Genomic DNA, 19973 nt, shown 5'->3' with positions numbered 1-19973 from the left:
TGAAGACCTTTATAGGTATAAATTCACCCCCCCCTGCGATAATTCTTCACAAACATATTCAAATCGCTTACAATCAGAATAGATAAAGAAATGAGGAGTTAATTATATGAAACGCCTAGTACTGCTAATTGTAATTTGTATTCCTATTTTTCTGGCCGGCTGCTTAAGTCCAAACAGTGCCAAGGTAGTAAATGATATGTATCAAGCTGCGCTTATGGAGGAGGAAGAAAATGTAGCTTCTTACTTTTCAGAGGAATATTTAGAGGCCCATCCGATAGAGGAATTAACGAATGAATCAGCAGAGGATGTCCGGACAATGTATGGGGTAAACATGATGAATATTACACTTATCCGTGACCGGGAGCTGCAGGATAACTACATAGAATCGATCGGCTTATCGGATGATCAGGATTTATATGTTATTACAGCGCAAACAGATGAGACGGAAGTGATGGTCTGGGTTGTGGAACGGGGAAAATCCCAGTATACGATTATTCAGGGAGAGAGGTACGACTTCGATACATATAATGAGAAAGTGCTTGATTAAAAGCCTGATATCCGTCATGTTTTTTCGTGTGAAAACAAGATAGATTGTTTTTCTAAAATATTTCCATAGAGCATGTTTTAAACTTCCACTGCATAGGATATAGAAATCGTTGCAAGATGGAGGGAGCCTGCGATGGATATTTTAAACAAAGTAAAAAATGATAGAGAAACAGAAAAGCAACTGGGATGGGAAGGAACGTTTGCGGAATACTTAGATTTGGTAAAAGAAAACCCCACAATTGCACAGACTGCTCATTCCCGTGTCTATAATATGATAAAGAATGCGGGAGTCAAAGAGAAGGATAATCAAAAAATGTATCAGTTCTTTGGTTCAGCTATTTTTGGATTAGAATCAGCAATTGAGAGCTTAGTAGAAGAATATTTTCATCCGGCAGCAAGAAGATTAGACGTCAGAAAACGAATTTTATTATTAATGGGGCCGGTCAGCGGAGGGAAATCCACGATTGTCAGCTTACTGAAACGTGGCCTGGAGCAATATTCGCGTACAGACGAAGGAGCAGTTTATGCAATCAAAAACTGTCCAATGCACGAAGATCCCCTGCACCTTATTCCACAGCATCTGCGGGAGGATTTCTATGAAGAGTATGGCATCCGGATTGAGGGCAGTTTATCACCGCTGAATACGATGCGTTTAGAAAAGGAGTATGGCGGAAGGATTGAAGATGTCAAGGTGCAGCGGATCTTTTTCTCCGAGGATAAAAGGGTGGGTATTGGAACCTTCAGTCCATCAGATCCGAAATCTCAGGATATTGCTGATTTAACTGGAAGTATTGATTTTTCAACGATTGCGGAATTTGGCTCAGAATCTGATCCGCGGGCTTACCGGTTTGACGGAGAATTAAATAAAGCGAACCGCGGGATGATGGAGTTTCAGGAAATTTTAAAAAGTGATGAAAAATTCTTATGGCACTTACTTTCTCTTACACAGGAAGGGAATTTTAAAGCAGGAAGATTTGCGTTAATTTCCGCTGATGAGCTAATTATCGCTCATACAAACGAATCGGAATATAAATCATTTATTTCCAATAAAAAGAATGAAGCGCTTCATTCCAGAATGATTGTCATGCCAATCCCATATAATTTGAAGGTCAGTGAAGAGGAACGGATCTATCAAAAAATGATTCAGGAAAGTGATATTGCAGATGTACATGTGGCTCCACATGCCTTGCGGGCAGCAGCGATATTCTCCATTTTGACCCGATTAAAGGAATCGAAAAAACAGACTGTCGATGTTGTGAAAAAGATGCGTCTCTATGATGGAGAAAGTGTAGAAGGATATAATCAAATTGATGTAGAGGATCTATTAAATGAGTATTCGGATGAGGGGATGGCAGGAATTGATCCAAGGTATGTCATCAACCGTATTTCCTCGACGATTATCCGTAAAGAAGTCCCATCGATTAATGCTTTGGATGTATTACGTTCGTTAAAAGAAGGATTAAATCAGCATCCGTCTATTTCAAAGGATGACTTAGAGAAATATTTAAATTATATTTCCATTGCCCGGAAAGAATATGATGAAATTGCGAAAAAAGAAGTGCAAAAAGCCTTTGTTTACTCGTATGAGGAATCTGCGAAGACTTTAATGGATAACTACCTTGATAATGTAGAGGCCTATTGTAATCAGAATAAACTACGTGATCCACTTACCGGAGAGGAAATGAATCCGGATGAAAAATTAATGCGTTCGATTGAGGAACAAATTGGTATATCTGAGAATGCGAAAAAAGGTTTCCGTGAAGAAATTCTAATCCGTTTATCTGCCTATGCACGCAAAGGCAAGCGATTTGATTATCAATCACATGAACGCCTGCGTGAAGCAATTCAAAAGAAATTATTTGCTGATTTAAAAGATGTTGTGAAAATTACTACATCATCGAAAACACCAAATGAATCACAGCTGAAGAAAATCAACGAGGTAATTGCCCGTCTTATTGATGAGCATGGATATAATTCGGTATCTGCGAATGAGCTGCTGCGTTACGTGGGAAGTCTATTGAACCGATAAAGCAGCAACTGTGTTCTGTACTCTAGAAAAAATAAAAAGTGGTATCCAGATGAAGATGGATGCCACTTTTTAACTTATCAGACTAAGAAAATAGGTTCTCTAAAAACCTCAAATTCTTTTAATCCGTCTGCAATAACTTATCCTCTCTTGCATACAATAGATAAAGCATGTTTCTAAAACTGTTTGTACCATAAACTGATGATTGGAAACAATTAAAATATAAGGAGAGGATTCAAGTGTCCAATGAGCAAGAGCATAATTTCGTCGTCTCCCAAGAAAACTGGTCTCTCCACCGAAAAGGCTATCAGGATCAACAGCGCCATAACGAGAAAATTAAAGATGCAATTAAGAAGAACCTGCCTGACCTGGTCAGTGAAGAAAATATCATTATGTCCAATGGAAAGGACATGGTGAAAATACCGATTCGTTCACTTGATGAATATAAAATCCGGTATAACTATGAAAAATCAAAGCATGTCGGTCAGGGAAACGGAGATTCAGAAGTTGGAGATGTTGTTGCCCGTGCACCAGGCAACGGTGATGGTCAGCAGGCCGGAGCTGGAAATGGAAAGAAGGCTGGAGATAAGCCGGGTCAGGATTATTATGAATCAGAAGTATCGATTGCGGAGATAGAAGAAGCATTATTCCAAGAGTTAGAGCTTCCTAATCTGCAGGAAAAAGAAAAATCAGAGATTATTACGGAAAAGGTCGAATTTAATGATGTTCGAAAAAAAGGATTAATGGGAAATGTCGATAAGAAACGGACGATACTGACAGCATTAAAACGGAATGCCCGGGATGGAAAAGCACAAATTACACCGATTTATAATGATGATCTGCGCTTTAAAACCTGGAATGAAGTTATCCGTCACGATTCTAAAGCTGTTGTCCTGGCAATGATGGATACGAGTGCTTCAATGGGAGCTTTTGAAAAGTATATTGCCCGCAGTTTCTTCTTTTGGATGAACCGGTTTTTAAAAACCAAATATGAAAGTGTGGAATTTGAATTTATTGCCCATCATACCGAGGCTAAAGTAGTTACGGAAGAAGCGTTTTTTTCAAAAGGGGAAAGCGGGGGAACTATTTGTTCATCTGCTTACTATAAAGCTTTGGAAGTAATTGAGGAAAAATATAACCCGTCCCGCTATAATATTTATCCATTTCATTTTTCAGACGGAGAGAATATCAGCTCAGATAACAAGACATGCATTGAATTAGTCCATCAGCTGATGGAGAAATCAAATATGTTTGGTTATGGAGAAGTAAACGGCTATAATCGTTATTCAACTTTAATGAATGCCTATAAAACTATCGAAGACCCTAAATTTAAGCATTATGTATTAAAAGAAAAGGCAGATGTATATCATGCCATGAAGAGCTTTTTTAAAAAGACCGCAGAGCATGTATAAAAAATTCAGCTCAAAGATTAGCACTGTTATTTCTTTGAGCTGTTTTATTGCAGCTGGATCGTATTGGAGGAGCCTGGTTAAAAAGAATTTCTATCTACAGGAATAGGGGTTGATCATTTCTTCCATCTAACTCTTGACAAAGCATAAACTCTATCGAGAAAGAAGGTAAGATGTAAGGCTACCGCTGCGACGGACCGTTTTGCTTTCGACGTACAACTCTTTTCGATGGGGCGAGTAATCGCAGTCCCAGGACGTTGGAAAGCGGAGTGGTTGGCCGGAGCGGAAGCTATACACAATACCCTGTTCAAAAAATAAATAGATGAGTTAACTAAAAGAAAGCATAAACTTTCTTACTGCATAAGTGTAACTAAGGCTGTTACCTAAAATCTTGGTGACAACCAAGTTTTCTAATATGAAAGAAATATAGGAAGGGCAAGATTTCTTTCCCATAACATAGACTAGTAGTAGCTGATTGAAGGGGGAATTTACTTGAGCGAAACAAAGGAGTTAACGAAAGCTATTGAAGAGATTACCGAGGTAGCCAAAGGGTTTGGGCTGGATTTTTATCCGATGCGCTATGAGATTTGTCCAGCAGATATTATTTATACATTTGGAGCTTATGGCATGCCGACGCGTTTTACTCATTGGAGCTTCGGAAAGCAATTTCATAAGATGAAGCTGCAATATGATTTAGGTTTAAGTCAAATTTATGAGCTGGTGATTAATTCCGATCCTTGTTATGCCTTTTTATTAAATACAAATAGTCTGATTCAAAATAAATTGATTATAGCCCATGTACTGGCTCATTGTGATTTCTTTAAAAATAATATCCGCTTCTCCAATACCCGCAAAGATATGGTGGAAAGTATGACTGCAACAGCTGAGCGCATTGCTCATTATGAAATGGTGCATGGGAAGGAAGAGGTAGAGAGCTTTTTGGATGCCATTTTATCGATTCAGGAGCATATTGATCCATCGATTGTCCGATTTAAACTGCCGCCCAAAACAGAAGACGACATTGCAGATGATGATAGCTATAAAAAAAGAGGAGAGTACGATGATCTGTGGAGCTTAGACTCAAGCGAGAAACAGTCACAGAAGAGAAAAATAAAAAAACAAAAGAAAATTCCTCCCTCTCCTGAAAAGGATTTATTATTATTTATCGAAGAATACAGCAGAGAGCTGGAGGATTGGCAGCGTGATGTATTAACAATGATGCGTGAGGAGATGCTTTACTTTTGGCCGCAACTGGAAACGAAAGTAATGAATGAGGGCTGGGCCTCCTATTGGCATCAGCGGATTATGCGCGAATTAGATTTAACAACTGCAGAGACGCTTGAATATGCTAAATTGAATGCTGGTGTGGTCCAGCCGTCCCGGACATCGATCAATCCTTATTACTTAGGGATAAAAATCTTTGAAGATATTGAAGAACGCTATAACAATCCAACGGAAGAAATGATAAGAAACGGCTGTGAACCAAATAAAGGAAGAGATAAAATCTTTGAAGTAAGGGAAATGGAATCAGATATTTCTTTTATCCGTAACTATTTGACGAAGGAATTAGTTGCTAAAGAGGATATGTACCTTTTTGAGAAGAAAGGAAGAGATTATCGGATTACAGAAAAGGATTATATGCAAATTCGCGATCAGCTTGTCTCCCAGCGGGTAAATGGAGGCTTTCCATACATCACAGTAGAAAATGGCGACTATCTCCGGAATGGAGAACTTTATTTACGCCACGGATTTGAGGATATTGAACTGGATATTAAATATTTGGAGCATGTTTTACCGTATATTCATCAGTTATGGGGAAGGTCTGTCCATTTAGAAACAGTTGTTGAAGGAAAAGAGACACTGTACACTTATGATGGAAAAGAAATGTATAAGCAGCGAATTTGAATAATTACTTAATCAGCTGACCATAAGCATGGTCAGCTGATTGCTTATAATTTGACTGCCAGGCTCGCATAAAATTGCGGGAAGTATTTAGATAGAATATAATTGTCTTCTGTCACTGCAAAATCTTCATAAAAATCCTTCAGCAAAAAGCCGGCATTTAATTGACCGCGTATTTGGCTTTCCATTGTATGGCTGAACTGCACTCCGTCATTTTTGATTAATTCTGACCGTTCATTCTCTGTAAAATCTTTTAACGGATTATAGGGGAGCGGATGAACAATCCGAATATCCTCCAGTTTTTCCGCATCATTAAATAAATAAATTTCTGGATTGGTAAAGCCTGATAACAAGCTGCCGCCTTTCTTCAATACGCGATAGCATTCCTGCCAAACTGGTGCAATATCTTCTACATACGTGTTGGAAACTGGATGAAAGATAAGGTCAAAAGCTTCATCTGGAAAAGGAAAGCGCTCTATCATATCCGCTTTAACAACTTTCATATCGTATCCTTCACGCTCAGAAACCATACGTTCTGATTCTAATTGCGCATTAGATAAATCCATAATCGTAACCTCCGCCCCTAAGGCAGCAAAAATTGGACCTTGCTGCCCTCCGCCTGAGGCTAAACCGAGCACCTTCCTGCCTTTTAAATTACCGAACCATGTTTTGGGAACAGGAATACTGGGAGTTAATAATACCTCCCAAATACCTTCTTTGGCTTTTTGAAATACTTCTGTGGAAATCGGCTGGGTCCAGCGATAGCCTTCTCTACTCCATTTATTCCAAATTGCTTCATTGATTTTTGTATAGGACATAAGATAGACCTCTTTCGTAATAGTATTTTTAACTTAAAAATGGATAGTACTTGGAAAAATTGATGTTTTTGTGTATAATTATCTTAATTTTTACATAAAAAAGGAGGAGAAGCAATGCAGGAGAGTCCATTTATTCCGTTTCCTGTACTGGAAACCGAAAGACTGCTTTTAAGAGAGATGAAGAAAGAAGATCTGCAGGATGTATATGACTATGCTTCCGATCCGGAGCTGACACCTTTTTTAACTTGGGAATCACATGAAACACTGGCGGATTCAGAAGCGTTTATGGAGTTTTTATTCGCTCAATATGAAAAAGGGGTAAGGGGAGCGTGGGCAATCGTCTGGAAGGAGGAAGATCGTGTAATAGGCACTATAGATTTGGCTTGGAACCCAAAACATTATTCTGCAGAGCTTGCATATGTTCTTTCCAGAGAATGCTGGAGGAAGGGCATCGGAACAGAAGCGGCAAAAGCTGTTCTTCGTTTTGGATTTGAAGAATTAAAGCTCGAACGAATCTATGCAAGATGTCATCCAGATAATATAGCTTCCTATAAATTAATGGAGAAATCCGGTATGACCTATGAAGGAACTTTAAGAAAATCAATGCAAAGAAAAGGGAAACAAGAGGACTTAAAAGTGTATTCCATCTTAAAAGAAGAATTTAATAGTTAATGAAAAAGTACATGCAGTTTTAAATCGCATGTACTTTTTCAATATTACTTATCTTCCTTCTGTTCTTCTTTCCCTCTTTTATAAAAATAGCTGTACAGGGACTTCAATGTTTCTGCATTCAAGTCAATATTATTTTCATAAGCATATTTTACAGCATACCCCATCGCAAGTGTCATACCGCCCGCAACACTGCCGCCGATAACGGAGCCTGCACCCGGTACAAATTTAGACACTTGGCGAAAGATAGTTTTGCCAATATTTCCGGTAATTGTTGCAATCGTTAATTCCTTTGCTTTCTTTTTAGATAGAGGTTTTTCATATAAGGTTGCCAGTTTAATCATTAATCCGACCTGAATACCTGTTAATGGAATAAAATCAGATCCGGGAAGAGGAGCCGCCCCGACGGCTGTCGCTGATCCGGAGGCTGCTAAAATCCATTTGTTCGCCGTGGATGATTTTTCCTTAATAAGCCGGGCGAATTGAATTTCCTTTTCTTTTTTTTTAAGAATTTCTAAAATCTCATTTCGTAATTTATCAATATTTTCTCCCGTCCGGGAAGAAATCGGGATAACCGGATAACGATTCGATGTATGCTGCTTCACATATTGGACAAGCGCCGGAATATCATCAGCTGCATCAATTTTATTTAAAACAAAAATGATATGTTTATTTTCTTTTTTGATTGTTTCAAATGATTTTCTTTCCCCTTCTGAAAAGACAGTTCCAGCGGCATTCAAGAAAAATAAAATAACATCCGCCCTGCGGTAAAACCGGAATGTTTCCTCAGAATTTGCTTGATTAATATCATCAAGTCCGGGCGTGTCCGCAAAAATAATCTTGTCGCGGTATACATATTTATCAATACCCATCGTTTCCCCGGGACGTGCGCCGACTTTAGCAACATCGTCACCAATAAGCTGATTAATCGTTGAGGATTTTCCAGTGTTGATATCACCGATCATTGCAAAAATAATGTCTTTATCTAATTGTTTATTAATTTTTTTTGTTTCTTTATCATAAGCTTTGTCAAAATCTTTCTCATTAAATGCTGACATTATCAACACTCCTTCATGTGTTACTATTCCCCTTTGAATATAATCATACACCATTATTTAAGTGAACATAAAATTTTAGCTATTTAAAGGCAGGGGAACAGAGGCAGGATAATTTTTCCTATCAGAAAATTTTAATCCTTTTGAAACTATTCTAATTTATTGATATAATTACTAGAATATAGTATGAGGTACTAATCTGAGGAGGAATACGATGAAGAAATCAGATCTAATTGCACCAGAATGGTATAACATTACTTCCGAGTTTGAAAAATATGCAGCAGATGAAGGAAGAAAAGCGATAATTCTAGAAGAGCAAAACGGGGACACGAAAGAAATTACCTATACGAATTTAATCAAGAATGCAAATAAGGCAGGAAATATTCTGTTAAAACATGGATTAAAACGCGGGGATAAAATAATGATTATGCTGCCGCGCTGTATCGAAGCTTATGAATTATATATTGCAGCTTTAAAATCAGGAATTATTATTATTCCAAGCTCAGAAATGCTGCGGACAAAGGATTTGCAATTCCGTATTTCACATGGAGAAATCAATGCTGTTGTTGCAACAAAAGCTTGTGTAGAGGAGTTTGAGAGAGTTACTGAATATGAACAGTTAATTAAATTCAGCATTGGCGAAGAGATAGAAGGCTGGATATCCATTGACAAGGAAAAGAACCAGGTATCTGATCAGCTGGAAACGGTAGAAACCACCAGAGATGATGTTGCGTTTTTATCTTATACATCTGGAACGACAGGCAACCCTAAGGCTGTTATTCATTCTCATGGCTGGGGATTTGCGCATATGTCCAGTGCACCGCGCAACTGGCTCAGTATTCAGGATGGAGATACAGTGTGGGCAACTGCTGCACCAGGATGGCAGAAATGGGTATGGAGTCCGTTTTTATCCATTATGGGAACCGGAGCAACTGCATTTGTTTATGATGGCAGATTTGATGCGGCTAAATATTTAGAGCTTTTGGAAAAGTATCAGATTAATGTGCTGTGCTGTACACCGACGGAGTATCGTTTAATGGCTAAGCTTTCCAACCTGGATGATTACAAATTAGATGCATTGCATAGTGCTGTTTCTGCCGGTGAGCCCTTAAATCGTGAAGTCATCGATAAATTCAGACAGCATTTTGACGTGACAGTCAGAGATGGATACGGTCAGACAGAAAATACATTACTATTAGGATTTTTAAAAGGAACGGAAGTACGACCGGGAGCAATGGGGAAACCGACTCCGGGGCATGATGTGGTTGTTATTGACGAAGATGGCCAGTTGACAGAGCCTGGGGTGGTAGGTGATATTGCTATTCCACTTGATACGCCTTCCTTGTTTAAAGGCTATTATAAAGACGAAGAAAGAACAGAAAGATCACATCGCGGGAATTATTATGTGACCGGAGACCAGGCCAGCATGGATGAAGACGGCTATTTCTGGTTTGAAGGCAGAAGTGACGATATTATTATCAGCTCCGGCTATACAATCGGACCATTTGAAGTAGAGGACACTCTGGTAAAGCATCCTGATGTAAAAGAATGTGCTGTCGTTGCCAGTCCGGACCCGATAAGAGGAAATGTAGTTAAGGCATTTGTTATTTTACAGGACAATATTATCGGGAACGATGAAGTGGTTGAAACACTGCAAAGTTATGTAAAACACGAGATCGCGCCTTATAAATATCCGCGGAAAATCGAGTTTGTTTCTGAATTGCCAAAAACAACATCAGGTAAAATTCGCCGTATAGAGCTTAGACAGCAAGAGTACAGTAATTAATTCATCGGAAACGGGGTAATAGGAAATGAAGGTAATTGATACACATTGTGATGCACTATTAAAGCTTCAGACAGCACGTCTGGAGCAAAGAAAGCTGGATTTTAAGAATGCACCGGAGATAGAAACAAACCTGAAACGGCTGGAAGAAGGTAATGTCAGTATCCAGTTTTTTGCGATTTTTGTGAATCCGGAAACAGTTACTACAACAGATCAATGGAAGCATGCAGAAGAACAAGCAACCCTTTTTCATGAAGAAATTGTTGAAAAGAACGAGAATGTAAAGTTTATTCGTGACTGGGAGGATATTCGCACACTTGCTCCAGGTGAAATTGGTGCTGTATTAACCTTAGAAGGAGCAGAAGCCATCGGCAATGATATCGAAAAGCTCCAAAAGCTTTATCAAATGGGCGTAAAATCCTTTGGTCTGACATGGAATCCTGCAAATCTATGTGCAGATGGAGCAGGGGAGCCAAGAGGGGCAGGACTTACAACACTGGGAAAAGAAGTTGTTCAGTTAAATAATGAAAATAAGGTTTTAACAGATGTATCTCATCTTTCCGTTAAAGCATTTTGGGATGTAATGGAGCTTGCTGATTATCCAATTGCATCGCATTCCAATGTCCGGGCCATTTGTGACCACCCAAGAAACTTATATGATGATCAGTTAAAAGCATTGATTGCCAAAAATGCACCGATACATTTTGCGCTCTATCCTGTTTTTCTGAAAAAAGATGCAAGAACGGCAACAGTAGCTGATCTTTGTGAGCATATTGACCACGTTTGTGCTCTTGGCGGAGAAAAAAATATCGGCTTCGGCTCTGATTTTGACGGGATAAGCTGTTATATTGATAATATTACCAATTCATCCGGCTACAGTTATTTGCTGAATGAATTACAAAAACATTATTCAGAGGAGCAGGTTAGAGGATTTGCTTATCAAAACTTTATGAATAAGCTTTCTTAGCCTCTGTATGTAAACGAAAAAAGCTGGAATTTCAGGGGAGTCCCGATATTCCAGTTTTTTTATATTTGTAGGTTAAAACTTTTGTCCATAATATTTATCAAGTGAGAAGCCTCTCCCGAGAATTTCGGAGGCGCTGATAAAAATAGTAAATGCTTCCGGAGTTTCTTCCTGAAGTAATTTTTTCAGCTTCACTGCTTCCGTTTGTTCCGCCACACATAAGATCATCGTTTTATCCAGCTTTGTGTAACCGCCGACAGACCGTATTTTTGTGAGACCCCGGTCAATGCCGTTCTGGATAAGCTGCTGTACCTTTTCTTCTTCATCTGTAATAATCATCACCAGTTTTGTTGCGGAGGTCCGTAATTGGACAATGTCTATTGCTTTACTGCTGATATAAATTGCCATTAACGCAAACAATGTAAGCTCAAAGCTGAAAACGAAAATGGAAGTAATAACAACGAGTCCATCTACAATAAATTGTGAATAACCGCTGGAAATCCCAGTGAATTTCTTCACAATTTGAGCAATGGCTGCTGTACCGCCGGTTGATCCGTTTCCTTTGTAGACGATACCCAGGCCGGCTCCCAGAATAAGTCCGCCATAAAGGGCACTTAAGAATGGATTGGTAACCGTAATTGGAATATCAGCTGACAAAAAGATAGCGAGCGGCACCCAAAAGGTTCCTACCAGCGTTTTGATACTGAAATCTTTCCCTAAAGCAATCCATCCGATAATGAAAACAGGGATATTAATCACGAGTTGACTGAGCGCAGGATTAATGGCGTACAGCTCGTAAAGAATGGTACTGATTCCTGATAGGCCGCCGGCAGCTAATCGTGCCGGCAGGAAGAAGATATTATATGCTAATCCGACAATGGTTGCTCCAATAATAATATAGGCATATTCTTTAAATACATTAGATTGTTTTGCTTGATCCATGTGCATATTTCCTTTCCCGACAATGATAATTAAACCTATATTAATGTATCATTGTTGGGAGAAAGAGTAAACTGCATGCTTTTAAAGCGATAAAGCAACAGAATCTGTCTCTTTTAAAGGCTTTATAATCCGAAGAACAAATTTTTCCAGTACCGTTGGAAGAAGAGAGCCGATAAATGGGGCACTGATTTTTCCAGTCAATCCTTTTAATTCAAGTTCCAATAAACAGGTCAGTTCGGAGGAACGGGAAGAGAGCCCGGAAAGCTTGAAGCAGCCATTTCCTAAACACCGGTTTTCAGAATCACGAACCCGAAATTGCACGATTGATGGAGACGCCATCTCCAGGATTCTGACATACAGCTTGAGGTCTTTAGTAATCGTGCCTACTTTCCCATGCAGCTCCCAAACAGAATCCGCTGCGGATACTTTCTTATGTGTTTGATAACCAGGTACCTGCTTTGCCCAATGAGACCAATCTTCTAAATAACTCCACACCTCTGATTGGGGCAGGTCAATGTTGACGCTATAATCTGCTTTTAACATCAAGTGTTCCTCCTTAAAAAATTCCTTTAGTTCGCGTTCAAAAAGTCCGCCGTGTCATTTTTATTGGACTTTTTGAGCATCCTCTTTTAGCTTTTGAATCACTTGATATACTTATGTACCTTTTAATCCACTTATGCAAAAACTTTTAATTTGTCTAAAATACTACACATATTCGCTTGATCAGGGCGATTCATTATTACACACTAAAAATAATGAACAGCTGCCAAAGAGGTAAAATTTTTGGGTATAGTTTATCGTGTTTTGCAAAAGATAATAGCAAGCAAGTATTGCACTTGCTTTCGAATAAAAGGGGAGGGTCTGAGGTGGCTGACAAACGAAGAAATGCGTTGTTAGTACCGCAAGCAGAACGTGCAGTAAATCAGATGAAAGAAGAAATCGCTGGTGAAATGCATGTGAATTTAGGAGCTGATACTACTGCTCGTGAAAACGGTGCAGTCGGTGGTGAGATGGTAAAACGAATGATTCAAATGGCTGAGGGCAGCATAGCGAATCAGAAAAAATAATCAACTCACAGCTTTAAAAATTTACCCCGATTTATTATGATAATAGAAAATCCTGTAGAGAGAACCAGTTTTTCTCTACAGGGTTTTCTTATTTTTTTTAAGTAAATCACTCAAATTTTGCACCTTAAAAAATAATTTGCTTATCATAGAGATTGGAGCTCTTTCGACGTACAACTCTTTTCGATGGGACTGCGATTACTCGCCCCATCAGAAACATTTGTGCATCGCAGGGCGAGCTGAAGATCCACTTGAAAAGCGGTTTTCTTTTCAAGTTAGCTGAAGCCGTCCCCATGGAAAGCGTAGTGGTTGGTTGCAGGCGCTATACACAATCTCGATTTCCATAGAAGGATAATTTAACAAAATACAAGCAGGATAATAAAGAACTTGTTCATCCTGGAATAGGAGGATATAGATTCTTATTCTCAGGTGCGAAAGTTGAGTAAATTAGAAATAAAAACAAATCCAGATTATTATCGGTATTGTCGAGCCTTGTGATAAAATGTAGGAGGGAGGTAGATATTATGAAACGTATACAATTAGGAAATAGCGAATTATCTGTTCCAGTCCTTTCTTTAGGCTGCATGGTTATGCATCAGAGTACGAAAGAGGAAGCGAATAAAGTGATTCATAACGCATTGGAGCATGGAATTGATTTTTTTGATCATGCTGATATTTATGGGAAGGGAAAATCAGAATCGGTATTTGCAGAGGCGATTGATATGAACCCATCTATCCGTGAAAAATTGATTATTCAGTCAAAAGCAGGCATCCGCAATGGGTTTTATGACTCTTCCAAAGAATATTTAATTTCATCTGTTGAAAATAGCCTAAAGCGATTGAAAACAGACTACTTAGATGTATTTCTTATTCACCGTCCGGATGCCCTTATGGAGCCGGAAGAAGTGGCAGAGGCGTTTTCAGAGCTGGAAAAGAGCGGTAAAGTACGGCATTTCGGTGTGAGTAATTCCCGGCCGCGTCAGATTGAACTGTTGAAAAGATATGTTGATCAGGAATTGGTAGCCAATCAATTGCAATTAAGTATCACTAATTCCGGTATGATTAATCAAGGATTGTATGCGAATACATCATTTGATCAGGCAATGGATTTTGACGGCGGGGTTATCGATTACAGTCAGATCAATAATATGACTATTCAGGCCTGGTCACCGCTTCGATATGGATTTTTCGGCGGTTTCATCATGGATCGGGACGCCTATCCAGAATTAAATAAGGAATTGGACAAGCTTGGAGAAAAATACGGTGTGGCCCGGGAGACGATCGCAATAGCATGGATTTTACGTCATCCGGCTAATATACAGACCATTATCGGTACAATGACACCAAAACGGCTGACTGAAATGGTGAAAGCTGCTGATATTACTCTGACGAGAGAAGAATGGTATCAGTTATGGCAGTCTGCCGGTAATAAATTATTATAAGTGAGTAATCAGAAATTCCATATACTCTACAAGTGATTTGGTTTTTTGAGGTTCTCAAGGTTTCAATACTTAATCGAGTAATCATATAAATTAATAAAAATCGGGCCGGGAATTAATTCATCCCGGCCCGACTTTTATTAATGTTTCACAGTGCTTTCTGTTTCAATGTTTTGCATCCAGTTAAAGGAGTCTTCTATATGACCATATTGGATGCCTGTAATTGTATCATAGACCTTTTTCGAAATCTCACCTGTTTTCCCATCATTGATAATCATCTGTTTATCTCCCCATTTTAATTCGCCGATTGGAGAGATAACTGCAGCGGTACCTGAACCGAATGCTTCTTCCAGCTGACCATTTTGGTAAGCTTCGTATAATTCTTCGATAGAAATGCGTCTCTCAATTACCGGAACGTCCCAGTGATTTAGTAATTCTATCACGCTCAAACGTGTAATTCCGGAAAGAATACTGCCATTTAATTTTGGTGTAACAACTTCTCCATTAATTTTGAAGAAAACATTCATGCTTCCGACTTCTTCAATATATTTCTTTTCAACACCATCTAACCAAAGAACCTGCGTATAACCGGTTTTTGCAACCATTTCCTGCGCTTTTAAGCTGGCTGCATAGTTACCGCCGGTTTTTGCTTCACCTGTACCGCCTTTTACAGTACGGACATAATCATTCTCTACAGCAATCTTAACCGGGTTAAGGCCTTCTTTGTAGTAAGCGCCTACTGGAGAAAGAATAACAATGAATTTATAATGTGCAGCTGCTGATACGCCGATGTAAGTTTCTGTAGAAATAATAAACGGACGAATATATAGCGATGTACCTTCTGTATGAGGGACCCAATCACGGTCAATTGAAACCAGTTGTTTAATTGCTTTTAAAGCAAACTCTTCGTCAATCGGAGGGATACATAAACGATCATTCGATCTGTTTAAACGTTCCATATTTTTCTCTGGACGAAATAATTCAATGCTTCCGTTATCCGTACGATAAGCCTTTAAACCTTCAAAAACAGATTGTGCATAGTGAAATACCATTGCAGAAGGTTCAATTTGTAGTGGTTGATATGGTACAATGCTCGCATTATGCCACCCTAGCGGTTCTGAATAATCCATCACAAACATATGGTCTGTGAAAATTTTACCAAAAACTAATTGATCATCCTGTGGCTTTTCTTTTTTTGTTTCACATCGTTGTACGCGAATAGTTTGTTCTTCCATATCAAAAGTCTCCTTGCCATTGATTAAATTTCTATATATCATAAGACATATGAAAGATTTTAGCAAGACTAAATTTTAAATTAATTTATTAAATTATGATTACGCGAACTAATTAAATGGCAAAGTGAGGATATAAATAATGAAAAAGATAGTATTATTTGATTTGGATGATACACTATTATGGGATAAGAAGAGTGTGCAGGATGCTTTCTCTTTAACCTGCCGGCTGGCAGAAAAGGAAGCAGGTGTTTCCCTGGAGCAATTAGAAAAAAATGTTCGTGATAAAGCGAGAGAGTTATATGCGTCTTATCCAACCTATACATATACACAAAAGATTGGAATTAATCCTTTTGAAGGACTGTGGGCAACCTTTGATGATCCGGGAGAGGAATTTCAGCAGCTCAGAGAAATTGCTCCGGTATATCAAAAAACAGCCTGGCAAGCAGGATTAGCAGACACAGGAGTAAATAACCCTGAACTGGCTGAAAAGCTGGCTAAAGCATTCCGGGATTACCGGATAGAGAGCCCTTGTTTATTTGAGGATGCACTTCTTGTACTCAAAGAGCTTAAGAAGGATTATCGTCTTGCATTAGTGACAAATGGCGCACCAAGCCTTCAAAATCTAAAGTTAGAGATTTCTCCTGAATTGCCGCCGTATTTTGAGAAAATATTTATTTCCGGAGATATTGGCATTGGAAAACCGGACCGGGAGATATTTGACTATGTTTTAAAAGCATTAAATATAAAAGCGGAAGCTGCAGTAATGGTAGGCGACAATCTGCATACAGATATTATTGGGGCGAATCGGACAGGTATTGATTCTATCTGGCTGAATCGATTCGATGCAGAAAATAAGAGTAATATCAAACCGGATTATGAAATAAAATCACTTAAAGAATTGAAGAGCATTCTGCAATCATACAATTAGAAATGCAGCAGGAGTATTACATGTTGTAAAAGAAAATCGAAAAGAAGGGGCTGTTGCACAATCAGGTAACTGAAAGTGCAACAGCCTCTTTTTAAAAGATAAGAAAGTATATAAAAATGCTGGAGTCAGCCGCTGCAACGGGTATCATGGGGTGAGTAATCGCAACCCCAGAAATACACTACGCTTTCCGTGGGCCCCGAGCTCATCTCCTCGAAAAAAAGAAGAGCACTTTTTTCCTGCGGGGTCTTCCAACTGGGACTGCGATTACTCGTCCCATCGAAAACCGTTGCTAAAATTAGTTTTATTTCTTTGTGAAAAAGTAAATAAAACTTATTTCTTCTTAGATGGGAGCGAAGGGAAGTCGACTCCTGCGGGAAAAGCAACAGGTGAAGACCCCGCAAGAAGTGGTCTTCTTCTGAGGAGGCTGAGGCGTTGCCCGCGGAAAGCGACTTCCCGCAGCGGACATCTCCTTGGCTAGAATACCTGTATTTTAAAGACCAAGTGATTTTCTTGGTTTTTCTTATTTAATAATATGACTTCATTTATTGTAGTGGATTTTTTGTGGAAGTATTGGTAAAATAAAAATAATTCAAAGAAAGGAAGTGTTTTATTGTTCACTGTACCAGTAATTTTAGAAGAAGAAGCAGACTACATGGAGCACGATCGGCTGACGAAAAAGCTGATAAAAGAGTTTTTCGAAGAGTTCATCGAAGCGTTTTTCCCCAATCTTCACCCTCACATTGATTTCTCCAAAGTGACCTTCCTCGAACAGGAAGTGTATCTCGACTATATCAAAGGCCGCAAGAAAGAAATTGACGTTCTCGCAGAAGTAAAGCTAAACCACCAGGACAAAATCCTGCATATCCACACCGAAGCCCAATCGACCCATGAAGCGGATTTCCCTGAAAGAATGTTTCTCTATTTTTCTTACCTCTACGCCAAACACCGCAAACCAATTCAACCTATCGCTGTTTTGAGTTATAATAGGGAAAAAGATGAACCAGCCCAATTCAAAATCGATTCACCCACACAAGAAGTACTTCAATTTAACTTTTTACAATTACACTTAATCAAGAAAAACTGGAGAGAATATATTGAATCAGACAACCCGGCCGCGGCGGCGTTGCTCAGTCAGATGGGGTATGAAGAGCATGAACGGGTTCAGGTGAAGATTGAATTTCTGCGTATGATTACCCGGATGAAAATCGATCCGGCCAAAATGGAGTTTCTGTATGGCTATTTCGAAACCTATTTAAAATTAAACAAAAAAGAGGAGGCACAAATGATGGAGAAAATGGAAAATCTGCCGGAGGAGGAAAAAGACATGGTGATGCAGCTGCCGAATTCTTATTTTGAGAGAGGGAAAGAGGAAGGGATAAAAAAAGGAAAGCAAGAAGGAAAACAAGAAGGAAAACAAGAAATAGCTTTAGAATTGATAGCAAGAGGAATGCCAATCGACCAAATAGCAGAAATCACAAAATTAAAAATAGAAGATATTGAAAAACTTGCTTCAGAATAACCAAAAATAATGGAATGAAAAAGGGGCTGTTGCACAATCAGGTTTCTGGTCGTGCAACAGCCCTCTCTTTTTGTAATGAAACGTTCTTATAAATCAATCGCAGTAACAGATTTAATCTCATCCAAAAGTGCAATTTCAGCAAGTGCTTCGTCTTCTAAATGACGGTCAATTGTCAGTAGCATAATTGCGCTGCCGCCTACATCGGACCGATCCACCTGCATGGTAGCGATATTAATATTATGCTCTGCAAAGGCACTTCCCATGCGGCCGATAACACCAGGCTGGTCAATATGCTGAATGACAACCATGTGGCCTTCCGGCGTAGCATCAACCTGATAGTCGTCTACACGGACAAGACGCGGCCCCAGACCGTTTAAAAGCGTACCGGCAACCTTTCTGCTTCCAGAAGCCCCAATCACTTCTATGGTAATCAGATTTGTAAATCCTTTTCGTGCAGATCTTTTACTTTCGCTGACAGTAATCCCTTTACGGTCAGCCAGGTATAATGCGTTAACATCATTTACACGGCTGCCCAGGTAACGTTTTAAAATCCCTTTTACTGCATTACGCGTGACAGGACCTGATTCTATTTCGCTTAAGTCTCCAGAATAACTGATACGGATTTCACTGATAACTTCATTCGCTAAATCAATAATAAACGTGCCGAGCTTTTCTGCTAAATAGAAATAAGGTTCAATTTGATGCATCGCTTCACTTGGAATAGAAGGAAGGTTGACAGGGTGACGTACGGCTTTTCCTTCTAAGAAGCGGATAACATCATGACTGACATCAACTGCTACAATTTCCTGGGCTTCTACTGTGCTCGCACCTAAATGTGGTGTAGCAACAACCTCTGGCAAAGTAAGCAGTTTATGCTCTGTAAAAGGCTCCTGTTCAAACACATCCAGTGCTGCACCGGCTACTTTTCCAGAAACGATGGCATCATATAAAGCATCTTCATCAATAATCCCGCCGCGGGCACAGTTAACAATCTGTACACCATCCTTCATCAATTCAAAAGCTACTGCATTAATCAAATGTCTTGTTTCTTTTAACAGTGGTGTATGAACCGTTATGAAATCCCCAGCTTGAAGCACTTCTTCCAGTGTGCCGCGCTTAATTCCCATCTGCTCTGCTTTTTCATCTGTCAGGAATGGATCATAAGCAATAACATTCATGCGTTGTCCTTTGGCACGTTTGGCTACCTCAACACCAATTCTTCCCAGGCCTACGATACCTAAGGTTTTCTGTTTTAATTCGATTCCGACAAAACGTTTTCGATCCCATTTCTTTTGTTTTAAAGCATGAAAAGCCTGCGGAATATTTCTGGATAGAGACATAATCATGGCAATCGTATGCTCCGCTGCAGAATTGGTATTTCCGTTTGGCGCATTCACTACAATAATTCCATTTTCAGTTGCGGCATCCAAGTCAATATTATCTACACCGACTCCTGCACGGCCAACAATTTTTAAACGAGTTGCTTTTTCCAGTAAAGGACGAGTTACCTGTGTCTGACTGCGGACTAATAAGGCGTCAAATTGATCGATATTCTCTAAAAGTTCTGCTTCATCCCAGCCCGGATTTTTAACGATTTCTATATTTTTTGTTTCTCTTAATGGTTTAATTCCTTCTTCACTTAACGGATCACTAATTAGTACACGATATGTCATG

The 19973-nt window shown here is 39.2% G+C and carries 17 protein-coding genes; 11 read left to right on the top strand and 6 right to left on the bottom strand.

Annotation, left to right across the window (positions count from 1 at the left end; genetic code table 11):
* Positions 1-106 precede the first annotated feature (106 nt).
* The 4 genes from IEX29_RS00980 to IEX29_RS00965 all read left to right on the top strand — a co-directional run bounded on the left by IEX29_RS00980 (position 107) and on the right by IEX29_RS00965 (position 5886).
* Positions 107-547 carry a hypothetical protein gene (locus IEX29_RS00980; protein WP_188732668.1) on the top strand — a complete coding sequence of 147 codons (441 nt, stop codon included), beginning with the start codon at positions 107-109 and terminating at the stop codon, positions 545-547.
* A 132-nt stretch (positions 548-679) separates the two neighbouring features.
* Positions 680-2575: a PrkA family serine protein kinase gene (locus tag IEX29_RS00975; protein ID WP_188732667.1), complete on the top strand. Its 1896-nt coding sequence runs from the start codon at positions 680-682 to the stop codon at positions 2573-2575.
* A gap of 236 nt (positions 2576-2811) precedes the next feature.
* On the top strand, positions 2812-3984 hold the full coding sequence (yhbH, locus tag IEX29_RS00970; protein WP_188732666.1) for a sporulation protein YhbH: 1173 nt from the start codon (positions 2812-2814) through the stop codon (positions 3982-3984).
* A 483-nt stretch (positions 3985-4467) separates the two neighbouring features.
* The gene (locus IEX29_RS00965) at positions 4468-5886 is read left to right on the top strand and encodes a SpoVR family protein (RefSeq protein WP_188733030.1); all 1419 of its coding nucleotides are present in this window, start codon (positions 4468-4470) and stop codon (positions 5884-5886) included.
* 44 nt (positions 5887-5930) lie between these two features.
* On the opposite strand, the gene IEX29_RS00960 is transcribed toward IEX29_RS00965, so the two are convergent.
* Entirely contained in the window at positions 5931-6701 is a 771-nt protein-coding gene (locus tag IEX29_RS00960) for a class I SAM-dependent methyltransferase (protein WP_188732664.1), read from the bottom strand.
* Between the two features lie 114 nt (positions 6702-6815).
* Between IEX29_RS00960 and IEX29_RS00955 the strand changes: the two genes are divergently transcribed.
* Positions 6816-7373, top strand: coding sequence for a GNAT family N-acetyltransferase (locus IEX29_RS00955; protein ID WP_188732662.1), 558 nt, complete (start codon positions 6816-6818; stop codon positions 7371-7373).
* Between the two features lie 44 nt (positions 7374-7417).
* On the opposite strand, the gene IEX29_RS00950 is transcribed toward IEX29_RS00955, so the two are convergent.
* Positions 7418-8428, bottom strand: coding sequence for a YcjF family protein (locus IEX29_RS00950; RefSeq protein WP_188732661.1), 1011 nt, complete (start codon positions 8426-8428; stop codon positions 7418-7420).
* 211 nt (positions 8429-8639) lie between these two features.
* On the opposite strand from IEX29_RS00950, the gene mbcS reads away from it, so the two are divergent.
* Together mbcS and IEX29_RS00940 are read left to right on the top strand one after the other, a co-directional pair.
* A complete protein-coding gene (gene mbcS, locus IEX29_RS00945) occupies positions 8640-10211 on the top strand; it encodes an acyl-CoA synthetase MbcS (protein WP_188732659.1) in 1572 nt (523 codons plus the stop codon).
* A 25-nt stretch (positions 10212-10236) separates the two neighbouring features.
* Positions 10237-11175 (top strand): dipeptidase, encoded by a 939-nt coding sequence (locus IEX29_RS00940; protein ID WP_188732656.1) that lies wholly within the window; start codon positions 10237-10239, stop codon positions 11173-11175.
* 72 nt (positions 11176-11247) lie between these two features.
* Here IEX29_RS00940 and IEX29_RS00935 read toward each other — a convergent pair whose 3' ends face one another.
* Positions 11248-12114: a YitT family protein gene (locus tag IEX29_RS00935; RefSeq protein WP_188732654.1), complete on the bottom strand. Its 867-nt coding sequence runs from the start codon at positions 12112-12114 to the stop codon at positions 11248-11250.
* An 81-nt stretch (positions 12115-12195) separates the two neighbouring features.
* Positions 12196-12657, bottom strand: coding sequence for an SRPBCC family protein (locus IEX29_RS00930; RefSeq protein WP_188732652.1), 462 nt, complete (start codon positions 12655-12657; stop codon positions 12196-12198).
* A gap of 323 nt (positions 12658-12980) precedes the next feature.
* Here IEX29_RS00930 and IEX29_RS26485 point away from each other — a divergent pair, with 323 nt between their 5' ends.
* Both IEX29_RS26485 and IEX29_RS00920 read left to right on the top strand, forming a co-directional pair.
* Positions 12981-13181, top strand: coding sequence for an alpha/beta-type small acid-soluble spore protein (locus tag IEX29_RS26485; RefSeq protein WP_077601849.1), 201 nt, complete (start codon positions 12981-12983; stop codon positions 13179-13181).
* 521 nt (positions 13182-13702) lie between these two features.
* Positions 13703-14620 carry an aldo/keto reductase gene (locus IEX29_RS00920; RefSeq protein ID WP_188732649.1) on the top strand — a complete coding sequence of 306 codons (918 nt, stop codon included), beginning with the start codon at positions 13703-13705 and terminating at the stop codon, positions 14618-14620.
* A 137-nt stretch (positions 14621-14757) separates the two neighbouring features.
* Here IEX29_RS00920 and IEX29_RS00915 read toward each other — a convergent pair whose 3' ends face one another.
* Positions 14758-15852 (bottom strand): branched-chain amino acid aminotransferase, encoded by a 1095-nt coding sequence (locus tag IEX29_RS00915; protein ID WP_188732647.1) that lies wholly within the window; start codon positions 15850-15852, stop codon positions 14758-14760.
* A 139-nt stretch (positions 15853-15991) separates the two neighbouring features.
* Here IEX29_RS00915 and IEX29_RS00910 point away from each other — a divergent pair, with 139 nt between their 5' ends.
* The gene (locus IEX29_RS00910) at positions 15992-16780 is read left to right on the top strand and encodes an HAD family hydrolase (RefSeq protein ID WP_188732646.1); all 789 of its coding nucleotides are present in this window, start codon (positions 15992-15994) and stop codon (positions 16778-16780) included.
* 610 nt (positions 16781-17390) lie between these two features.
* A complete protein-coding gene (locus tag IEX29_RS00905; protein WP_188732645.1) occupies positions 17391-18299 on the top strand; it encodes an Rpn family recombination-promoting nuclease/putative transposase in 909 nt (302 codons plus the stop codon).
* Between the two features lie 86 nt (positions 18300-18385).
* On the opposite strand, the gene serA is transcribed toward IEX29_RS00905, so the two are convergent.
* Entirely contained in the window at positions 18386-19972 is a 1587-nt protein-coding gene (serA, locus tag IEX29_RS00900) for a phosphoglycerate dehydrogenase (protein ID WP_188732644.1), read from the bottom strand.
* Position 19973 lies beyond the last annotated feature (1 nt).

It is taken from the genome of Oceanobacillus neutriphilus (assembly GCF_014645515.1).
In the GTDB taxonomy this organism is placed as follows: domain Bacteria; phylum Bacillota; class Bacilli; order Bacillales; family Amphibacillaceae; genus Oceanobacillus; species Oceanobacillus neutriphilus.
The sequence above is the reverse complement of the archived record's forward strand: the minus strand, read 5'-3'. Positions and strand labels throughout refer to the sequence as shown.

Excerpts from the sequence above, each read along its gene's own strand:
- IEX29_RS00980 (WP_188732668.1), top strand. The coding sequence starts at position 107 with ATGAAACGCCTAGTACTGCTAATTGTAATTTGTATTCCTATTTTTCTG.
- IEX29_RS00975 (WP_188732667.1), top strand. The coding sequence starts at position 680 with ATGGATATTTTAAACAAAGTAAAAAATGATAGAGAAACAGAAAAGCAA.
- IEX29_RS00960 (WP_188732664.1), bottom strand. The coding sequence starts at position 6,701 with ATGTCCTATACAAAAATCAATGAAGCAATTTGGAATAAATGGAGTAGA.
- IEX29_RS00955 (WP_188732662.1), top strand. The coding sequence starts at position 6,816 with ATGCAGGAGAGTCCATTTATTCCGTTTCCTGTACTGGAAACCGAAAGA.
- IEX29_RS00950 (WP_188732661.1), bottom strand. The coding sequence starts at position 8,428 with ATGTCAGCATTTAATGAGAAAGATTTTGACAAAGCTTATGATAAAGAA.
- mbcS (WP_188732659.1), top strand. The coding sequence starts at position 8,640 with ATGAAGAAATCAGATCTAATTGCACCAGAATGGTATAACATTACTTCC.
- IEX29_RS00940 (WP_188732656.1), top strand. The coding sequence starts at position 10,237 with ATGAAGGTAATTGATACACATTGTGATGCACTATTAAAGCTTCAGACA.
- IEX29_RS00935 (WP_188732654.1), bottom strand. The coding sequence starts at position 12,114 with ATGGATCAAGCAAAACAATCTAATGTATTTAAAGAATATGCCTATATT.
- IEX29_RS00930 (WP_188732652.1), bottom strand. The coding sequence starts at position 12,657 with ATGTTAAAAGCAGATTATAGCGTCAACATTGACCTGCCCCAATCAGAG.
- IEX29_RS00920 (WP_188732649.1), top strand. The coding sequence starts at position 13,703 with ATGAAACGTATACAATTAGGAAATAGCGAATTATCTGTTCCAGTCCTT.
- IEX29_RS00915 (WP_188732647.1), bottom strand. The coding sequence starts at position 15,852 with ATGGAAGAACAAACTATTCGCGTACAACGATGTGAAACAAAAAAAGAA.
- IEX29_RS00910 (WP_188732646.1), top strand. The coding sequence starts at position 15,992 with ATGAAAAAGATAGTATTATTTGATTTGGATGATACACTATTATGGGAT.
- serA (WP_188732644.1), bottom strand. The coding sequence starts at position 19,972 with ATGACATATCGTGTACTAATTAGTGATCCGTTAAGTGAAGAAGGAATT.